The organism is Paenibacillus litoralis, assembly GCF_046244365.1.
Lineage (GTDB): Bacteria > Bacillota > Bacilli > Paenibacillales > NBRC-103111 > Paenibacillus_V.
This window is the reverse complement of record NZ_CP176395.1, coordinates 2,266,920-2,288,097: the sequence shown is the minus strand read 5'-3', so window position 1 is coordinate 2,288,097 and position 21,178 is coordinate 2,266,920. Positions and strand designations below refer to the sequence as shown.

Sequence of the window (21,178 nt, the reverse complement as noted above, 5' to 3'; positions counted from 1 at the left end):
GCGATTCCTCCTAGATAACTGATTACCTAGTGATGGTAACTTATCTTTATAAACTGAATGTAAACTAATGTAAACTAAGATGAATACGTTGTTAGCTCTCCATTCGCCCCCTCGGACTGACCCTGTATTCGTCTCTATATGGGAATCTTCAAAGCCCCCATATGACTTTTGGGAGATTCCCTTTCTGCTTTCTTGTCCCTCTCATCCAAGCCGCTGATTGGAACCGGCAATTTCGCGCGCCATAACTCCGCCTAAACGTGAGACTTCTCACTTGGCGGCCGTGGCAACAGGGTCAAAAGGATTCTCCCTGTTGTTAGGCGGAACGTCAGTGCTTTATTCCCAGCGGCAGGCCTGTTTATCGGCGGTTGTCGGAACTAGAGTTCCTTATTTGCATAAAATGGGGTGATTTTCAAAGCAAATCGTCCTAATAGCGTACTGGAGTTCCGCATCGTCTCGAAATCCAAAGAGAAACCGGTAAATAGCGCACCATAGTTCCGTCAAACGGAAAAGAAGGAGTAAACAGCCCCCTACCTCTAATTCGAGGCCGCTGAAAAAGTTTCTTGCTGCTAGAAAAGGTACTGTCCCTCAAGAAAACGGAGGAGACGGTACCTTTTCTAGAAAAAGACGACCCTCCATCCCGAAAATGGGATAGAAGGTCGTTTTTATTCGTACCTCTTAACGGGTCCGAAAACTAGAAGTTATTCCGGAATCCGGAGTTTCTTCTCTATCGGTTAAATCAATTTCGACAGCTGCAGCAGCTTCGTTACAAGCTTCACTACCTCGGCTCTCGTTATTTCGTTCTTCGGCGAGATCGTTCCGTCGCTTCTGCCCGATACGAGACCCGCTTTGACGCTTGCCGCAATGCTTTCGCGTGCCCATTCAGCGGACACTTCCGAATCTCCAAACGCTGCAAGCAGCTTGTCCGCTTCGCCCGCTTGGAGCCCCGTCTTCAAGCCCGTAATGCTCATCGCTCTTGCGATCATGACCATCGCCTGTTCGCGGGTGATGCGATCCGTCGGTCCGAAATCGCCCGTTTCATAGCCTTCTACGATACCGAATTCGGTTGCCGTCGTTACATAGCTGAAATACCAATCCGTTTCGTGAATGTCGTTGAACGAACGCTTGCCCGAGTTACCTAGCTTCAAACCGAGCGCTCTGACGATTATCGCAGCAAATTCCGCGCGAGTCATGTCTGTGTCCGGCGCAAAGCTGCGTTCTCCCGTACCGTTGACTACCGTTCTTGAGGCCAGCTCGTTAATCGCCGCTTCCGCCCAGTGGCCTTCGGTATCGCCAAACGCTTGTTTATGATTCACGAGGGCAAACTGGCCGTTATACAGGCTGCTTACAACGGCATAGTTCGTTCCGTTATCGCTTTCCATACGGGTCGGCATATGAAGCATGCTTCCGTCAGTCGCGATTGACACGCCTGTCGTTACTTGGGATGGATCGATGTCTTTCGGAAGACGAATCCATCTTTCCACATACCGGTCAAATTTGTCTGCCTTTGCAATCTTCCCGCCGTATTCGGCTGCTATCGAGAACTGTACGGGGCTTCCATACAACTTGGCGTCGCCGTTCTTCGCCAGCTCTTCCATCCGCGAGGAGGACGCTTTATCGGCGAATGCTACGGAAATCTTGTAAGTCACCTTGCTCAAATCTGCCGGTGTGCCCAGTTGTTCGAGAAGTCCGTTCACATCTAACGCAGCTGCAGGAACGATGTAGATAGCCGCTTCCGTTTCGAAACGGAACACGCCGGCTTTTTCTAGCATCTGCCTCAGAAGCTGGCCGTTCATTGCCACTTCGACGCGTTTCGCCGACGATACTTGCGGAACCGTCAACACGCTTCCCGCTTTCTCGCTGCTGAGCTTGCCGATTATGGCTTCGTTATCGACGACGATAAAGATTTCTTCCGCATCGGAAGCTTTTTTCCGATCAAGCTTAGCCGTATTTTTCTGTACGTCGTCATTGACGAGTAAGTCGATCAAGCGAAGGTCGCTCTTCGATACGAGCAGGAGCTTGAAGCGCACAATCCGGTTGTTGCCGTCCACTTCATAAATGCCGATATACTTGTTTCCTTCTGCATCTACGCTGTCGATATCGCTTCCCGATACGTAAGGATCAATCACTCCCGCTCCCGTTGGAGCGGCGTCTCCCTTATTCGGAACCGGAATCGTGCCGGACGATACGCGAATCACAATCCGGTTTCCTGCTCCGGCAGGACTTGCATTGACGCTGGTCGTTCCATACGCGCTTCCCGGTTTGAGCGAAGGCGATGGGACAAATTCAGCCGCCGATTCATTGCCGCTTTCATTCGAGCTGCCGCCGTTGCTGCCTCCGTTGCCGGCGAAGCTTACGATTTGGAACCGGCTGAACCGGTTGATCTCGATTTCGATGCCCGTCGGCCTGCCGTTCTCGTACTGGAAGACGCCCGCAAGCAGCTCTGTCGTGCCGTCGGAATGCTCGATGAATACGCGCAGCGAGTTCAGGAATTCCTGCTTATTCGATTCCGGCACCGAAACACCGGAAAGCGGAATAATGACTTTGGTAGCGAAGCCCGTGAAATTCGTTTCGATCTTCCTCGGTATGCTTAAAATGTTAATCGGTTTTCCGGCCGCTTCTTGCTGCACCGTACTGTTGCCGACCAGCTTACGTTTAGCTTCGGACTGCTCTTGGCTGTCCTTGACTGGAACAAGCCTAAAGTACAAATCCGTGCCTTTCTCCGCGGAATCCTTCAATGCTTCGGCGCTGATCAAGACGCTGCCTTCATCCGTCTTGATCTCCAGCAGCGCGTTTCTGTCCGCCATGGCGGCTACTGCGTGTGCCGGTATTTCGATGGCGATCTCGTCCGCTTTGTCCGTCGACGGCTGTTTCACATAAAGCGTAACCGTGCGCTTGCTCTCGTCCTCCGCTAAAGGATTGATGGCGTCCGTCAAGCCTTCCACTTTCGCAGTGTCGACGATGACCGTGTCGATTTTGGAGCCGTTCGTTAGCGTCGTTCTCAAGATCGTAAACTCGTCACGGCTAGCCGAACCGTCCGGATTGACCGTCGCTTCCGCCTTTTTTGCAGTCGGCTGCCTCGTTTGATTCTCTTCCTTGCTAACCGTCTTGTTTTTCACGATGATCAGGAACGTTTTGGTGATCGTAGCATTTCCCTTTTTGATCACTGCCGTCAAGAGCACATTGTCGTCGCTGCTTTCCGGACGTTTGACGGAACCGTTCGTTTTCCCGTCCTTGGAGGTAATGTCAATCGTACTGGAGTCTGACGATGTCCACGTTATGGACGTGCCGTGAAGTCCTTTGTCCAGCATCAAAAACTCGCTCGTAACGGACTCCCATTTGTCTCCCGGAGCAAACGTAAATGCTTTGTCTACGGTCAGATCTTTTGCCGCCTCGCGGACCGCATCTTCATCCGACATCCGGATTACTTTGACGGTAAAGGTTTTGACGGATTGAGCTCCCGTCGCCTCGTCCTTAATCGTCGCAGTCAAGATGACGTATGCATCCTGATCGTCCACGCCCGGACGCGTTACACGTCCGTTCGGTTTAATCAGTTCGGGATTGCTAGACATCCATGTAACGGTCGTGCGCCCCGATTGGCCTTTCGCAGCCAAGTAAAGCGTTTTGGTTACATGCTCCGCATGATCGCCTTCCTGATACGTAATGCCGAGCTTGTCAAAGTCGTTATTCAGGTCGTCCATTCCAGGGTTTATATCTTCCGGATTCAGAACGATTAGCCGGAATCTCACGACTTTATTGCTGCTATCGACTTCATAGAAGCCGACGTAACGATTGACCTTTGCGTCCACGCCCGAGATATTTCCTCCCGTATACGGGTCGATGATTCCGCTGCCTGCCGGCGCCATATCTCCGACGCTCGGCGTTTCAATCAGGCTGGAGGATACTTTCACCAGCAAACGGTTGCCCTCAGCCGGGGTTACATTCGGAATATCCGTTGTACCCGGCTTGGTCCCCGGTTTCGGCTTCGGCTTCGGCTTCGGATTGAAGCCCGGTACCGGTTCCGGATTAGGCGCTCCCGGTGTAACATCCTCAGGATTTAGAACAATCAAAGTGAATTTCACGACTTTATTCGTGCCGTCGACTTCGTAAAGACCGATGTAGCGGTTGACCTTCGCGTCCACGCCCGGGATATTTCCTCCGGAATACGGATCGAAGATGCCGCTGCCTGTCGGAGCCGTATCTCCAACGTTCGGCGTTTCAATCAGGCTGTTGGACACTTTCACCAGCAGACGATTGCCCGCTGTCGGCGATACGTTCGGAATGTCCGTTGTATCCGGGCCGGTACCCGGTTGCGGCTTCGGCTTCGGAGAGAAGCCCGGTACCGGTAACGGATCAGGCGCTCCCGGATTTACATCTTCAGGATTCAGAACGATCAATGTGAACTTCACGACTTTGTTGTTGCCGTCGACTTCGTAAAGGCCGATGTAGCGTTTGACCTTCGCGTCCACGCCCGGGATATTTCCGCCCGTATACGGATCGATGACTCCGTCGCCTGTCGGCGCCGCGTCCCCGGCTTTCGGCGTTTCAATCAGGCTGGACGACACTTTCACCAGCAGACGGTTGTTTCCTGTCGGCGATACGTTCGGAATGTCCGTTGTATCCGGGCCGGTGCCCGGCTTCGGTACCGGCTTCGGAGAGAAGCCAGGCGCCGGCGTCGGATCAGGCGTTCCCGGATTCACATCATCGGGATTCAGAACGATCAACGTGAATTTCACGACTTTATTCGTGCCGTCGACTTCATAAAGGCCGATGTAGCGGTTGACCTTCGCGTCCACGCCCGGGATATTTCCGCCCGTATACGGATCGATGACTCCGTCGCCTGTCGGAGCCGCGTCCCCGGCTTTCGGCGTTTCAATCAGGCTGGATGACACTTTCACCAACAGACGGTTGTTTCCTGTTGGCGATACGTTCGGAATGTCCGTTGTATCCGGGCCGGTACCCGGCTTCGGTACCGGCTTCGGTAGGAAGCCCGGCGCCGGTGTCGGATCAGGCGCTCCCGGATTTACATCTTCGGGATTCAGAACGATCAATGTGAACTTCACGACTTTGTTGTTGCCATCGACTTCGTAAAGGCCGATGTAGCGCTTGACCTTCGCGTCCACGCCCGGGATATTTCCGCCCGTATACGGATCGATGACTCCGTCGCCTGTCGGCGCCGCGTCCCCGGCTTTCGGCGTTTCAATCAGGCTGGATGACACTTTCACCAGCAGACGGTTGTGTCCTGTCGGCGATACGTTCGGAATGTCCGTTGTATCCGGGCCGGTGCCCGGCTTCGGTACCGGCTTCGGCAGGAAGCCCGGCGCCGGTGTCGGATCAGGCGCTCCCGGATTCACATCTTCGGGATTCAGAACGATCAATGTGAACTTCACGACTTTATTCGTGCCGTCGACTTCATAAAGGCCGATGTAGCGCTGGACCTTCGCGTCCACGCCCGGGATATTCCCGCCCGTATACGGATCTATGATGTCGTTTCCGGTTGGCGCCACGTCTCCGATGTTTGGTGTTTCAATCAGGCTGGACGATACTTTCACCAGCAGACGATTGTTTCCTGTCGGCGATACGTTCGGAATGTCCGTTGTATCCGGGCCGGTGCCCGGTTTCGGTACCGGCTTCGGATTGAAACCCGGCGCAGGTATTGGCGAAGGCACTCCCGGGTTGAAGTCGTCAGGATTCAAAATGATCAAAGTGAACTTCACGACTTTATTATCACTGGTGACTTCGTAAAAGCCGATGTAGCGGTTAACCTTCGGGTCCGCTCCCGGGATATCGCTACCCGCGATATACGGATTGATGATTCCCGCTTCGCTAGGCGCCGTATCGCCTGCATTCGGCGTAGCGATCAGGCTGGACGATACTTTCACCAGCAAATGGTTGCCGGTTCCAGGGATGATGTCCGGGATGGCCGGTGTACCCGGACTGCCGCCCGGTTTCGGTACCGGCTTCGGCGAGAAGCCCGGCGCCGGTATTGGCGAAGGCGTTCCCGGATTCACGTCCTCGGGATTCAAAACAATCAAAGTGAATTTCACGACTTTATTCGTGCCGTCGACTTCGTAAAGACCGATGAAGCGGTTGACTTTCGGGTCTGCTCCCGGGATGTCGCTTCCCTTAACATAGGGATCGATGACTCCCGCTCCGCTAGGCGCCGCATCGCCTACATTTGGCGTAGCAATCAGGCTGGATGACACTTTTACCAGCAAATGATTGAGCGCTCCATGATTTACATCCGGGATGCCGGGGGTTCCCGGACCGTCGCCCGGCCTTGGTACCGGCTTCGGATTGAAGCCCGGCGCCGGTATTGGCGAAGGAGCTCCCGGTCTGATGTCATCAGGATTCAGAATGATCAATGTGAACTTCACGACTTTATTGTCTTTGTCGACTTCGTAAAGCCCGATATAACGATTGACCCTCGGATCTGTTCCCGGGATGTCGCTTCCTGCGATATACGGATCGATAACTCCGGCTCCGCTAGGCGCCGAATCGCCAACATATGGCGTAGCGATCAAGCTGGACGACACTTTTACCAGCAAATGATTCCCAGATCCATACAGTACATCCGGGATAGCCGGTGTACCCGGAGCGTCGCCGGGACGCGGCTCCGGCTTCGGATCGAAGCCGGGCGCCGGTGTTCCTCCCGGCCTGATGTCCTCCGGATTCAGAATGATCAATGTGAATTTCACAACTTTATTGCTGCTGTCGACTTCATAAAGGCCGATATAGCGGTTGACCTTCGGGTCTGTTCCCGGGATATCGCTGCCCGAAATATACGGATCGATGACTCCCGCTCCGCTAGGTACCGCATCGCCTACATTTGGCGTAGCGATCAGGCTGGACGACACTTTTACCAGCAAATGGTTTCCCGCACCATAAGGCACGTTCGGGATGCCCGGTGTTCCCGGACGGTCGCCTGGACGCGGTTCAGGAGAAGGCTGGAAGCCAGGGGCAGGTATCGGCCCGTTGCTTATCCATTTCGCAAACAGCGTCATATCGCCCGTCACTTTATCCGCCGCAAAATTCCATGCGGTCGCGAGCGATGCTTCCTTGTACCAGCCTGCGAACGTGTACCCTGTGCGGGTTGGCGCCGTCGGCGAGCTAATTGTCGAGCCCGATGCCACGTTGGCAATCGGCGCTACCGTGCTGCCGCCCAACGAGTCGAAGCTGATCGTAAACATCGTCGATCCTGCAGCAGTCCATTTCGCATACAGCGTAACATTACCCGTCACTTTATCCGTCGCAAAATTCCACGCATTCATCAGCGATGCTTCCTTGTACCAGCCTACGAACGTATGTCCTGCACGGGCTGGCGCTGTCGGTGCAGTGATAGTCGCACCCGATGCCACGTTCGCAATAGCCGCTACCGCACTGCCGCCCTGCGAGTCGAAGCTGACCGTGTACGTCGTCGGACTCGATCCAATCCATTTCGCGTACAGAGTGAGGCTGCCCGATACGGTATCTGTCGCAAAATTCCAAACATTCGTATATTGCTTGTCCTTGTACCAGCCTCCGAACGTATAGCCTGAGCGGGTCGGCGCCGTCGGTTCCGTAATCTTCGATCCCGGGGTGACGTTACGAAGCGGAGGAGGAACCGGAGTGCCGCCTTGCGTATCGAAATTTACCCGGTACTCAATGATCTTAAAATCCCAATCGCTTGAATCTTCTTTTATGGAAGTAGAAGTAGATCCATCTGTATACTCGTTATAGGTAACATCACCAGATAGTCCGGCATAATCGATGTCCGACTCATCGCGGAAGGTCCCTACGTCAATATTGACATAATACTCATCGGCAGGGATGTCGATCATGTCGATCACGACTTTCGATCCTGTTACCGTTACTTTAGACGTGTCGCCGGCATCAATGCTAATTTCCTGACCGCCGGATACCAGTGAACCAAAAAAATTGTAAACTGGCGTTTTCAGCCTAATCTTGCCGCCTTTTATCGCTTTGACATTCTTATTGAACGTCAAGGTCAATTTCGTATCCGGCTGTTTAACAATTCTCGAATTGTCAGGCGGCGAATAGGACGTTACAACGGGCGCGTTCGGGTCCCCGCCTTTCGACCATCTGGCAACCATCGTAAACTCTTCCGTTGCCGTGTCCGAGTCGAACACCCAGCGCCGCGAATAGGTTTCGTCCGTATACCAGCCGATAAATGTGTAACCATTCCTGTACACAGAAGGTTCGGTTAGTTTGGTTCCATACTTGACGAGTTGCCCTGCTTCACTTCCCCACTCAAATTCTCCGCCATTCGCGGCAAATTCAACCCAAAGCATGGCCGTACTCGTAGCTTTCCACTTCGCATACAGCATGGTGTCGCCAGTCACTTTATCCGTCGCAAAATTCCACGCGGTCGTTAGCGACGATTCCTTGTACCAGCCTTCGAACGTAAATCCTGCGCGGGTCGGCGCCGTCGGCTCGGCGATCGCCGAGCCCGATGCTACGTTCGTTATAGCCGATACCGCGCTGCCTCCCCGAGAATCGAAGCTCACCGTATATGCGGAGGCCGTTTTGAAATACCATGACGGGCCTTTTGTAGCTAGGTCCGGTTCTACCGGCCCCCCTTCAAACAACGTCAAATGGCTTGACAAACCGTTGAAGCCGTTTCCTGCCTTATCGAGAAAGGCGTCCTTGTCAATCAGTACAAAATAGTACTGATTATTTTGGAAGTTATTTTTCGGATCGACGGTCACCGTATTGACTGATATCTTCACTCTATCCGAATCGGTTGCCGGAATCGTTTCAACCTCTTGCTCTTCTTCGACCACACTGCCCGATGGGTCCGTTTTCGCGCTTCGGGGTTTGAAAATGTGAATGTTTTTACCTGCCCCCGCCGTTACATCCTCGCTGAACGTCAACGTCAAATTCGAATCCGCTTTGACATTATCCGCTTCTCTGGCAGGGGTATACGCAGTCAATGTCGGCGCTGTGGTATCAGGCTCGGAAACGGTCGTAAAGCTCCACGCCGTCTTGTTCGCGATGCCTGCGTACACATTGCCCGCCTTATCCTTAAACGATCCGCTTTCGATCTGTACATAGTATGCTGTACTGTAGGATAATTTGTTAGACGGCGTCACCGTCACCGTTTTATCCGATATTGTCACGTTCCGGGTATCGTTGGCCGGAATCGTCTCTATAGCGGTGTCATCCGACGTTTTTTTGATCACGATATTTTTGCCCGCCGCCGCAGATACGTTCTCGTCGAACGTCAGCGTTAATGGCGAATCGAGCGCAACGTTTTTCGTGCCGTTCGCAGGAGAGAAAGCCGTTACCGCCGGAGGCGTCGTATCAGGCACGTCGCCCGTCGTAAAGCTCCATGTCGTCTTGTCGGCAAATCCCCCATATGCATTTCCTGAAACGTCCGCAATCAATCCTGCATCGATCTGAACGTAATACTTCGTGTTATACTCCAGTGATTTGCTCAGATAAAAGCCGACTGATTTTCCCGAGGCACTGATGGAAGCGGCCGTCGCGGCAATGCTGTCATCCGATTCTTTTTTGATCGTAATATTTTTGCCTGTCGCCGCCGTCTTCATGACATCTTCATTAAACTGAATGCTCATATACGAGTTGGTACTTGCATTGGTAGCCGTATTTATCGGACTGAATGCAGTCGCTTTAGGCGGAGTTATATCAGGCCCGTAAGTGATAATTTTGGTTTTCTCTCTGGAATGAGATATATACATCTTTCCCTTGTCAACGATAAGAGTAGGTTCAGTTGTGAAAAAAGGACTTCCATCGGTGGTAAAATACTCCCTTGGATCGCCTATATTCTCCCAATTGTTTTGGGCATTCAGTTTGCGAACCCCAATGTAAAGCTTTCTTTGATCATATGGATCCCAGCCAGAATAGTACACATATGGAGTGCCGTTATCGAAATCCGCGGAAATAAAATTGGCGTTTCCATCATGCACATAGCCGGGATAGTTCGTGATAGGCCCATTTCCTACCCCGACCCACGTGTCCTTCGATGAATCATATTTTTCTAACCTAGCAACCTTCGACATTCCCAAATGCATCCGACTCAGCTTATACAAGTTTCCTCCGCTTACAAATAAAGAAACATAGTCGCCTACTTTTTCGGCATAGGTCGCAGGTTGCCCTACAGCTATCCACTTATTGGTGATTTTATCATACTTAGATACAGTTACCGCTCGGTCCCATACGTCCCATCTATCAGTTGGACCGTACGCCGTATAGCCATAAAATAATGTACCATTATACATAGTCAGCGCTTTGGGTGTTGCGATCCCGACCGCATACTGATCTCTCATCACGGTTAGCGTATCGCCCAATTTGGACCATTTCATGCTAGCTTTATCATATTTCATTACTTCGCTCTTGCCTTCTCGTTTCTCATCCCAAGTAGTTGCAACATAAATGTCGCCGTTGTCCGCAAACAGAGAGAATCGTATTACCTCTTTGCCGCTCAGACCCACATCGCCTACTTTGGCCCAAGTATCGGTTCCCTTGTCGTACTTCATGACGACAACGGTTCCTTGTATCATGTCTGCGTCCAGGTTTGAAAAGGCAGCGTAAAGAATGCCTCTGTCCATATAAATTGCGGCAACCCTTGACTTAATATCCGTGAGTCCGCCGAGCCCGAGTATTTCCCATTGGCCGGTGACGGAGTCGTACTTATGTACGGCCGGAGGCTTCTCCCACTCCGTTGACAAGGTATATAAATTTCCGTTATCTTTGATCATCTGCCCGCTGCTACTTCCAATAGGAGCCTCCGTTTCTATTGTATGGAACAACTGCCACTCCATCTTAGTCGCCGCCGCAGCTTTGCCATGGAAAACACCTGACAACGCAAGAACCACTGCCAAACAAACGGAAATGAACCTTTTAAATCCGCTTCTCATTATGTACTGCCTCACTTTCCCAAAGTAATATCGTACATCTCCGGTCTGCGTTAAAGACGCTCAACAGATTCTCGTTAAACGACGCATGCCCTTTCCGGCGCGCGGCTTTTCCTTATCAGTCCCCTGCCAATCGCCCCAACAAAAACTTTCCATCCTTTTCCTTTTTTTATTTCATAAATAATGCATCCATTCTACCGAACCGTTCTCACAAAAAACTCACAAAAACTCGAAATCTGGCGATTCGGATCAGATAGATGCAAAAAAAGAGGACTTCCTGCTGTCGAAAAACCTCCTCCTACCGCCGGAAACGCCAAAAAGCCCGGGCTTCCGTAAGAGAACCCGGGCCTTTCATATTGGAACGCTTTTCAAACAATTTGCTATACTCATCCATCGTACTCTGTTCTCAGGGCAGGCAATTCTTCGACTTGAGTGGCGTATCCCCAGCAACATTCCATGCCGCTCCGGATATTTCTATTCGCGTCCGCCCGCTTCCGCGGCCCGCACGAAATCAACCCAAGCAGCAGCCAAAAGCGGATCGAACTGCCTCCCGGCCTGTGTTTCGATCTCGTGTAACGCTTCCTCCGAGGATACCTCTTGTTTATAAACTTGCTCGTGCGTCATGACATCGAAAGCTTCCACAATCGCAAGCAGCCGGGATATGAACGGGATTTGCTCCTGTGATATCCCGTATGGATAGCCTCCGCCGTCCCAGTGCTCGTGCATGCCAAGGATCGCTTCGGCAAGCGCCCATTCGCCGATGGAGGACGCCATCCGATAACCGATCTCGCTATGGCTTTTGACGAGCTCCCACTCTTCTTCGCTTAATGAACCGGACTTGAGCAAAATATCGTGCGGCAGTGCCAAATACCCGACGTCGTGCATGCGGATCAGCGATTGCAGCAAATTCATTTCGTGCGAGTTCGGCAGCAATCCGATCTGTTGCGCGAACGGCAGCGCCTGATCGCTCAGCCGCTGCTGATGTCCGTTTCGCTCGACACCTCTTGCGATCAGCGCTGTTGTGACGCTTTGCATCATTTCGGCACGAACCTTTTTGCTCTCGAGCAGCTTGTTCTTATACATTTGCTTCTCGGCGTCGATGAAAGCTGCCGACAATGACTGATCCGCATTCGTTAGCGTCGCGGCGCCGATCGCCATCGAAACTTTCACCGGATCGATAGCCGACTGCTCGCATCCCGCCTTCAGCAGGGCTACCGCCGCCTCACAAGCTTCTTTATCCGTATGCGGCAGAATCGCCACAAACTCGTCTCCGCCCCAGCGTGCCAGTGTTACGTCTTCCCCGAACATCGTCCGCAGCAGCTCCGCGCCGCGAATCAGCAGCCTATCGCCTTCACGATGACCGAACACGTCGTTTGCCAGCTTCAAGCCGTTCAGATCGATGACGAGCAAACTGACCGGGAACAGCTCAGGTGCAGGCGGCACTTGGAGCACCGGTTCAATAAAACTGCGATTGTAAAGCGCAGTCAGCGCGTCACGAAAACTCAAATAGTTGATACGCTCTTCCGAAGCCAGTCTCTCCGACACATCCGTTACGATGAGCAGCACGAGCCTTTCCTCGGTTATTTCATCGACGATCGGCCGGTATTCGAGCACGACGCTATTATTGCCGATCACGACTCTCTCAGGCAATTTCGACAATAGTACTACCGCTTCTTCCAAGGAGACGCTTGCACGGAACGCATGCCGAAGCAAATTGCAAAAACCGTCTCGATCCGCAGCCTCCGCCGCGAATAACAGCTCAACAACGTCGGCCCCTGATACACTTTTCCCAAATATACGTTCGCATTCCTTGCTAAACTGCGGATTGACACGCAAGCTTGGGCCAAACGTTAGAAAGCCTTGATTGGTATGATCGAGCAGGCTCTTGATATCGGTTTCGCGCCGTCGCAGAATCTTCGCCTGCGTATCGCTGATTGCGGCAATTTTTTTGGACCATTTCATTAATTTCTCGTATTCGTTCAGCAACGTTACGTACTCTGCTTTCAAGCTGTCGCTCGTCACATCCGGACGTCCAAGCTCCAGCCTGCTCCGTTCAAGCACGCCAAGCTCATGCCGGTAAACGGCCTGGTGATCCTTTTGTCCGTTCATTCGCTCCCCTCCGTCTTCAAGCGATCGCCGCCAAGGCGGAACGACAGCGCCGTAATGTCGTCGCGCTGCCGCTCCCCCTGCATATAAGATTCAAGCGATTCAATCATCTTCTCGCGCTGCTCCGACGGAGTCAGATAACGCATGGATTGGAGGAGCCCCTCATATCGTTTTCGCCCGTACGAGTAATCATGCTCTCCGCCGTTCTGATCGACGAATCCGTCTGTTGAAAGATAGATTCTCGCGTCCCCGGCCGGCAGAAGATGATTCGTATAACGGTAATCGGTCGGCGTGCGGCGGTATCCGATACCGTGGCGTTCGCCCTTCCACGATTGCATACCTTCACCGTCCAGCCGATAAATCAAGCAGGAAGCGCCGGCGAATACCGCATCGCCCGACGGCCCAATGGCGCACAAGCCGATCGACAAGCCGTCATCCGTCACGCCGTCCTCGTTCCCATGATGCAGCGTAGCCTTCAGCAACCGATGCAGCTCTTCCAGAATGCCTGCCGGGCTATTATCGCAATCGCCTTCGGTCTCCACGATCCGGTTGAGCGATGACAACGCCAGCATCGTCATGAACGCTCCCGGGACGCCGTGTCCGGTGCAATCGCCGACCGCAACAAGCACCCGTTCTCCATGCCGCTTCACCCAATAGAAGTCTCCGCCTACAACGTCCCTCGGCCGCCAAATGACGAATGGCTCAAGCAATGCGCCCTCCAGCTCCCCGGGCATCGGCAGCACAGACTGCTGCAACAGCCGAGCATAATTCATACTGTCGAGCATTTCCTGATTACGCTCCGACAACTCCTTCGTCCGGAGCTCGACTTCGGCCTCCAACCGCCGGTTTATTTCGAGCGCCCGCTTGTACGGGTTCGCAATCTTGCGGGAGACATAAAAGAAGAAAAAAACGATCACCAGCATCGTAATCAATGCGGCGAGCATCGTATTCCAGCGGATCGATTGCAGGAATCCGACCGTCTTCCGCCGTTCCACTTCAACGAGAAGCTGGAATCCCGTCGATCGCAGCGGCTCGCGAATCAGATCCATCCGGCCTTCGCCCGGCATATCGTATTCCAGGGTGAACGGTTCGTTTCCGTCTGCTTCGGCCAATTGTTTCCGAGCCGATGCGGGCAATATTTCGCTTATATTTTTGCCGTTGTTCCCGGCATCGTCGGATAAATATATATCGCCTGTGCCGCCTACCAGCCACAGATTGATCCCCTGTCCGTCCTTGTACGACGCGAATTCCGCAGACAGCTCGTCCAGCTTCATGCCTACGCCGACGATGCCGAGCGGCCGGCTCGGATCGTCGCCGGCTAAGACGTTCACGAATGCAAAGGTTCCGCCAAGCTCCCTATTATAATCGAAGTTGATCGAAACTTCCCTTCCGGCTGCCAGCGTCTCGAAAAACCAGGCATCCGCAGGGTCCCGTTCGTCTATTTGTGACAACAGATTACCCGCATAATCCCAATAATTGCGGGTAGCCGCACCCGCGATGAACGTTGCGCTGTAGCCAAGCTCCCCGCGTATATAGCCGGTCTTCTCACGAAGCATCCGGCCAAGCCGCTCGTCCCGCTCCCCGCTCGCCAGCCATTCCAGCAAAATGGGATCATGGGATAAAACCAACGATGTCTCGACCGCGCGTTCGATTCTCCCGTCTACCTGTGCGGAGATCGATTTGGCAAGCGTGAGTAAATCGCGCGACTTCAACTTGTGTAAAGCCGCTCGCTCCGTGAACGCATACACAAACGAACCGATCAGAACGATGGACAGGGCGATCAATGCGCTTGCGAGCACAATCACCCTTTGTAAGCCGGCATCCATCTTCGCGTCGTACATCGCGTAAGACGCAGGCTGTCGCTCCTTTTTGCCGATCACGCTTGTCTACCTCGCGGTAGGATGGCAAACGGCACATTCAGATCCTCCATAAATTCTTCGGCGCATTCCTGCTCCGCTTCATTCTCTTCATTGCAATACCAGCGAACCTCGATGGCTTTGCCGGCGCCAAACGCTTCGTCCAGCTTTTCCAGCAGCATCATAAAACATTTCGTGCTGCTCGTATTAATGTAAGGCAGGTGCAGCTCGATCGATACAACGGTATCGTGATTCAATTGGATCAAATAGTCGTCCAGCCAGCTAAGCAGCGGCTCATAAAACCTGAACGCATTCTCAGGATACGACTGTCCGGCAATCGACAGCGTTCCCGCTTCCGGATCGAACCGCACTTCCGGCGTGGTCTTGGTGGCTTCGACATGTAACAATATCATGATGACACTCCTCGTACAGTGGCCTTTAACGTGAAGAAGGATAGCTGATCATTCTGTTTCACGATCGAGTATTGCAACGGCGAGGAAGATTTTCGCGCCATATCGATGATGCCGAGGCCCGCGCCCGTCGCCCCTGGTGCAAGATCCGCCTTCAGTTTCGCTTTGTACAGCGCCTTAAGCTCTGTCTTATCCAGCGGAATAAGCGCGTCTATATAAGATTTCAGCCATTCCGCATCTTCGTTCTCGATCAAGTTACCGGAACTGACAACGTAGCCGACCTCATCGGTCTTGCCGATCGTTACAATGCTGGATTGTAGCAAAGCATCGTAGCTCGGGCTTTCGGATTTGACGGCATTGTAGTTGTTGATGTTTTGCGTTTGTTCGATAAACAAGGAAAAAATATTGAACACTTCATTCTGAGGGCGATCCTCTGTTTCCAAGTACGACTTGACCGCTTCTCCGTATTCGGCTATAAGCGACTGCGTCAATTTTCCGGAAAAGCAGATCAGGATGCCGCGAGAACGCAACGCCTGTTGTACTTCTAGCACGTCGATCATCATTTGGCCGCTCATTCCCTTGATTTCAGATTTCCTATTCGACAGTATTTGCTATTCGACATCGGCACGTATGTTTCCTTCCCGTTTCGACATGGAATCCGGTTGCCTATTGCCAAATAAGCTGTTTTAGATTGCCTGGCGCACCCTGCAGCAAGAAGCCACTGCCATCAATTGGCCCAAGCTTGTTCCGGACCATGCATCTTATTGCCGAAATTCGGATATGCTTGGGATGCCCGCGAATAAAGTGCTATAATAAAAGAATTCTAGATGTCATTCAGTCCACGAAAAGGAAGGAGAAACATTCATGAATACGAATCAATTGGATCGAATCCGTACGGGAAAAGGCTTTATAGCGGCCTTGGACCAAAGCGGCGGAAGCACGCCTAAGGCTCTCCAGCAGTATGGCATTCAGGAAAACAGCTACTCCAATGAAGAAGAGATGTATGCATTGGTTCACGAGATGAGAACGCGTATTATCAAGAGTTCTTCGTTCGATTCCCAGTACATTTTGGGTGCGATCTTATTTGAGAACACGATGGATCGTTTCATTGACGGACAATTTACCGCCGATTATCTTTGGGAAAAGAAAGGCATTGTGCCTTTTCTGAAAGTGGATAAAGGGCTAGCCGATCTGGAAGACGGGGTTCAGCTCATGAAGCCGATCTCCGGCTTAAACGACCTGCTGAAACGGGCGGTTGACCGAAACATCTTCGGGACGAAAATGCGCTCGCTAATTAAGGAGGCCAATCCAGCCGGAATCAAAAAAGTCGTTGAGCAACAGTTTGCCATCGGTAACCAAATCGTAGAGATGGGACTGGTTCCGATTATCGAACCGGAAGTCGATATCTACAGCGCGGATAAGGCAACTTCCGAAAAAATACTAAAGGATGAAATTTCCGCTCAATTGTCTACCCTAGGCAAAGACGTGAAGATCATGCTTAAACTCTCCATCCCGACGGAAAACAATTTCTACAGCGATTTAATGGAAGATCCGCACGTTGTACGGATTGTGGCTTTATCAGGCGGCTACACGCAAGCGGAAGCAAACGAAAAGCTGGCCCATAATCACGGCTTGATCGCAAGCTTCTCGCGCGCCTTATCGCAGGGACTCACCGCAGGGCAAACAAACGACGAATTCAATGCAATGCTGTCCAAATCCATTCAGGACATTTATGAAGCCTCCGTCAAATAAAGATTCCGGGACGATCATCGATCCCGAGTAAATGAAACGCAAAAAAACAAGGAAGGCTAGCGTAAAGCTAACCTTCCTTGTTTTTATGGAAAATGCACTTTTACCGAGAATATGCCTTTTCTCCCACCTTACAGGGACCTGGCAAGACGAAAGCCGAGATCCTCAATTCGAAACGTAGGGTGACTTCGGCGGCGGCACGTGGCCCCGCAGCCTCTAGCTTCTTCCGCCCAGCTTCCGCCGCGGAAAACTCTGTAGGAGCCGTATACTTTCACATCGTATAGATCCCAACACCACTCCCAAACATTACCCAACATATCGTAGAGCCCCCATGCATTCGGCTCCTTTTTCCCCACCTCATGTACCATGCCCCCGGAGTTTTCATCATACCAAGCTATTTCATCCAGCTCTCCGTATCGGTACCCGGTTGTTCCGGCTCTGCACGCATACTGCCATTCCGCTTCCGTAGGAAGACGATAGCCATCCGCTCCCCAGTTGCAGACGACGCTCTCGCCATCATCGCTTACCGTGTAGCATTCCTTCAGACCGGAGTGCCGGGATAGCAAATTACAAAATGAGATCGCATCATTCCATGACACCTCCACAACCGGTGCTTCAGGATGGTCTTCAGGTCCAAATGTTTTTTGCAAGATCGAGAAATATAACGCTTTCGTCACAGGAACCGGCGCAAGCCAAAAAGCATTCACTTCTACCGTCCATGTGGTCTTTACGCGATCGTCCCTTAATTCAATTTCACCTGCAGAAATTTTCACCATGGGATACTCCGCATGACTGCTTCCTGGTTTTGACACCTATCTTCCTCCCGTTCCCTTTTGTACTTCAATCACTTGTTTGTGAACCTTCCCACATAATCCTCACAAAGGTATCGGTTATCTTGGCCATTGATCGGCGGGATGTTCGCTACTCTAAAGAAGCTCAGACCTACTACCATTGCCAGCAGCCCATATGCAGCACTGTGGGAATCTTCTACAGACATATGCCCCGTCATGTTACCGTAATCGAAAATCTTGGCTATGCCATGAAGATCAGCCATATAGCTCTTTGATACGACTTCCTGCAAATCGCGGTCCATCACGGCTTTCGAGAAAAACTGCAGAAATAGCCTTGCTTGATCTTCATGCGGGATAAACATCGTTTCAATTCCATCTAGCGACGAAACATTAATCTTCTTCTCCGTATCATCACGGTATGGCGGTAAAATATGTTTCAACGTAACGCCCATCATTTCCCCGGCCGTCATTCCGTTTGCAATTTCCGATTCGATCTTTAGACCATAATAGGCCAGGAACGACTTGAAAGCTTCGATCGTCAGGCTATCTTTATTCTTAAAATAGTAAGTGACAACTCCTTTTGAGCAGTCCGCATACTCCGCAACCTTATCCAGAGTCATGCCATCAATCCCGTGATTGCTAATACAGGTTAATGTAGCGTTTATGACAGCCGCTCGGCGCTTCGGTTCCATTCCTAATTTGGGCATGCTCTCACCTTGTTCCCCATATTTTTTTATACTGAACAGTCGGAATAAATAAAGTGTACATAATGGTTGCCCGCATTGTCAAATGAAGATACACACGGTTTGAATTTCGAAGTGAACGGATACCCTTACTCCGCGCAGACGAACCGGGTTCCGCTTTTCCCGCACCAAAAAACCACGCCTCTACAGGCGTGGTTGACCGAAACACGATTTATCGCTATTCGCCAGACTTTTCATTATTATCGCTTGCGAGCATCTTCCCGGTTTCAAGCAACGTCTTCATGCCCGAAAGCACAATCGGCAACCCGTTTTCGAGAATTTTGGCGGTGCCGACAGATTGTTCCCATTCATCATGCACAACGGTTACAAGGGTCACGCCGTGAAGCTCGGTATGGGCAGCAATCTCCCACGTAATGCGCGACGGGGTGTCGCTCTCCGTGCCGGGAAACGAAATAAAGCGCCAGCTCATTACGAGCTTATTCGGAGGATTCCATTCGAGAATGATCCCTTCCGCTTTTTTCTCTTCCCCGTTCCATAGTTCGAATGGAGAGTCGATTTCCCAGGTAGATCGGATGGCGCAATTGAACCAAAACTTCGACGTCTTGTCCGGATCCGTAAGAGCTTGCCACACTTGTTCGGGCATGGCTTTAATCGCTATCCGGTTTATAGTCCGGGGTTTGTTTTCCATATTCGTTTCACACTCCAACTCGTTTTGAAGAGACGTTAATCCGATCACCCATGGTTCGGCGTATTTGCTCACCCATCGCTCATAAATTTGACGTATGGGCACCGCGTTCAAATAATGTAGCTTTTCACGACCTGCTTTTCTCGTGGTAATGAGCCCGGCTTCCTCCAGTATGTTCAGATGCTTCATGACGCCGAATCGGGACATGTCGAGCGGCGCGCATAGATCATTCAGCGTCCGTCCGTTCGAGGCGTGAAGCAGATCCAAAAGCGTACGGCGGCTGGGATCCGCTAGCGCTTTGAATATGTCATTTTCCAATCGTAACACCTCCTCCATGACGATCTGAAACAAATGGTTTGAATTGCTTGACATGTTACCAATCAGTAACGTATGATGAAATCATAAAAAGTGACCTTATAGTCACATATTAACACAAACAGATTTGTTTGTCAGCCGGCGACATGCAAGTCCTTCTGGCCCCAACCAACCATTTGAAATGAAAGGCGATGTTGAAGATGAAAGTAACCTTGATCGCGGGAAGCAACCGCGCAAACGCAACAAGCACGTCCCTTCTCAAGCACCTCGAAAATCTTTTGAAAGCCCAGCACATTTCGGTCGCATTCATCGATTTATCGGAGCTGCAGCTGCCGCTTTTTTCACCCGACAACTGGGATTTTCATCCGAACGTCCAGCGTGTATTGGAAGCACTCGCAGATGGAGACGGTGTGATCCTTGCTACTCCAGAGTACCATGGCTCCATATCAGGCGCGCTTAAAAATGCCCTGGACTATGTAACCGCAGGCCAGGTTGCGGGCAAGACGGTGCTTTCCGTAAGTTCCGCAGGCGGTCCGCTCGGAGTAAGCTCGCTTTTGCATCTGCAGACGATTGTGCGTAATTTGCATGGGATTAACTGTCCGGAGTGGATTTCGATCGGGTATGGATCCAATACGCTCGGTCCCGACGGCGCTCCGTTAGACGAGGGGATGAAAAACAGGGTTAGAGATGCCGTCAACCGTTTCGTTGAGCTGACCTGGAAACTAACCGCAACCGCGGCGGCTGTAAACTAACTGCGCAAGTCACTTTTTTATCGCCATTATGTTACCAAACGGTAACGTAATGTTTTCTAAATCGGTTTGCCCAAGTATAACCGGTTTAAACAACTATAAAAGGAGATATTTTGTATGCAAACGATGGAACGAAAAAATGTAGAAACGGTGACCGCCTTTATAGAGGACATTGCGAATCGGAGCCTTTTGGAGAAGACCGATCAATTTTTTATTCCGCAATTCGTGGAGGCATTTTCGGATCGGCGGTATACCGTGGATGAAATCCTCGTCCAAGAAGCGAAGGTTATCGCAAAAATTTTCATGACAGCCGTACATTCTGGCCATTTTGCAGGAAGTGCACCTACAGGCAAAACCGTGAAGGCGACTCAATTCCGCGAATTCCGCTTCATCGACGGGAAAATCGCCGAACACCGCGGCTGGTTCGATACGGCCACACTGTTACCCCAAATTCAAGCTCACTAACGGCATGAAGTATAGTAGCGACATGCGTAGACAGATCAAACCTACCACTAACTGATTAGGAGATGTTGAGAATGAAAACGATGGAACAGAGCAACATGGAAACGGTAAGTGAATTTATCGAGGCATTTTGGAATCAAAGCGAATTGGAATGCGTGGATCGACTTCTGTCAGCCGATTATCAAGAACTCTCTTACCGGTCCAAGGAAGGCTTGAAACAATTCGCAGCAACGATTTTGGAGGCATTTCCCGATAAACGCTACACCGTAGAAGAGATCATCGGACAAGAGGACAAGGTGCTTGTAAGAATGACAGTGAAAGGCACGCATCAAGGCATGTTCTTCGGAACCACGCCCACGGGTAATCGTATTGATGTCACGCTGTACCGGCAATATCGCGTTGTGGACGGCAAAATTACCGAGCATCGCGGCTGGATCGATATGGTCACGATGTGGCACCAGATTCGGGGCAACTGAT

General features: G+C 51.6%; 12 protein-coding genes. 4 read left to right on the top strand and 8 right to left on the bottom strand.

Features of this window, described 5'->3' with window-relative positions; all coding sequences use genetic code 11:
• Positions 1–731: 731 nt before the first annotated feature.
• The 5 genes from ACKGJP_RS09275 to ACKGJP_RS09255 all read right to left on the bottom strand — a co-directional run bounded on the left by ACKGJP_RS09275 (position 732) and on the right by ACKGJP_RS09255 (position 15,809).
• Positions 732–9,698, bottom strand: a complete 8,967-nt coding sequence (locus ACKGJP_RS09275) for an InlB B-repeat-containing protein (protein ID WP_409345375.1) — start codon at positions 9,696–9,698, stop codon at positions 732–734.
• Positions 9,699–11,348: 1,650 nt separating this feature from the next.
• Positions 11,349–12,983, bottom strand: coding sequence for an HD domain-containing phosphohydrolase (locus ACKGJP_RS09270; RefSeq protein WP_409345374.1), 1,635 nt, complete (start codon positions 12,981–12,983; stop codon positions 11,349–11,351).
• Positions 12,980–14,860: a SpoIIE family protein phosphatase gene (locus tag ACKGJP_RS09265; protein ID WP_409345373.1), complete on the bottom strand. Its 1,881-nt coding sequence runs from the start codon at positions 14,858–14,860 to the stop codon at positions 12,980–12,982. Before ACKGJP_RS09265 ends, ACKGJP_RS09270 begins: the two co-directional genes overlap by 4 nt.
• Positions 14,857–15,249 (bottom strand): DUF1987 domain-containing protein, encoded by a 393-nt coding sequence (locus tag ACKGJP_RS09260; RefSeq protein ID WP_409345372.1) that lies wholly within the window; start codon positions 15,247–15,249, stop codon positions 14,857–14,859. Before ACKGJP_RS09260 ends, ACKGJP_RS09265 begins: the two co-directional genes overlap by 4 nt.
• Positions 15,246–15,809, bottom strand: coding sequence for a SiaB family protein kinase (locus ACKGJP_RS09255; protein WP_409345371.1), 564 nt, complete (start codon positions 15,807–15,809; stop codon positions 15,246–15,248). The genes ACKGJP_RS09260 and ACKGJP_RS09255 overlap by 4 nt, the downstream gene beginning before the upstream one ends.
• A gap of 301 nt (positions 15,810–16,110) precedes the next feature.
• Here ACKGJP_RS09255 and ACKGJP_RS09250 point away from each other — a divergent pair, with 301 nt between their 5' ends.
• Complete coding sequence (locus tag ACKGJP_RS09250; RefSeq protein ID WP_409345370.1) at positions 16,111–16,998, top strand: fructose bisphosphate aldolase; 888 nt, start codon at positions 16,111–16,113, stop codon at positions 16,996–16,998.
• 128 nt (positions 16,999–17,126) lie between these two features.
• Here ACKGJP_RS09250 and ACKGJP_RS09245 read toward each other — a convergent pair whose 3' ends face one another.
• From ACKGJP_RS09245 to ACKGJP_RS09235, 3 genes are all read right to left on the bottom strand, one after another.
• Complete coding sequence (locus ACKGJP_RS09245; RefSeq protein WP_409347111.1) at positions 17,127–17,771, bottom strand: formylglycine-generating enzyme family protein; 645 nt, start codon at positions 17,769–17,771, stop codon at positions 17,127–17,129.
• A 68-nt stretch (positions 17,772–17,839) separates the two neighbouring features.
• The gene (locus ACKGJP_RS09240; protein WP_409345369.1) at positions 17,840–18,493 is read right to left on the bottom strand and encodes a TetR/AcrR family transcriptional regulator; all 654 of its coding nucleotides are present in this window, start codon (positions 18,491–18,493) and stop codon (positions 17,840–17,842) included.
• A gap of 214 nt (positions 18,494–18,707) precedes the next feature.
• Positions 18,708–19,493: an ArsR/SmtB family transcription factor gene (locus tag ACKGJP_RS09235; RefSeq protein WP_409345368.1), complete on the bottom strand. Its 786-nt coding sequence runs from the start codon at positions 19,491–19,493 to the stop codon at positions 18,708–18,710.
• 188 nt (positions 19,494–19,681) lie between these two features.
• Between ACKGJP_RS09235 and ACKGJP_RS09230 the strand changes: the two genes are divergently transcribed.
• The 3 genes from ACKGJP_RS09230 to ACKGJP_RS09220 all read left to right on the top strand — a co-directional run bounded on the left by ACKGJP_RS09230 (position 19,682) and on the right by ACKGJP_RS09220 (position 21,177).
• A complete protein-coding gene (locus tag ACKGJP_RS09230) occupies positions 19,682–20,242 on the top strand; it encodes an NADPH-dependent FMN reductase (RefSeq protein ID WP_409345367.1) in 561 nt (186 codons plus the stop codon).
• Positions 20,243–20,356: 114 nt separating this feature from the next.
• Positions 20,357–20,704, top strand: coding sequence for an ester cyclase (locus ACKGJP_RS09225; RefSeq protein WP_409345366.1), 348 nt, complete (start codon positions 20,357–20,359; stop codon positions 20,702–20,704).
• Between the two features lie 71 nt (positions 20,705–20,775).
• A complete protein-coding gene (locus ACKGJP_RS09220; protein ID WP_409345365.1) occupies positions 20,776–21,177 on the top strand; it encodes an ester cyclase in 402 nt (133 codons plus the stop codon).
• Position 21,178: the final 1 nt, after the last annotated feature.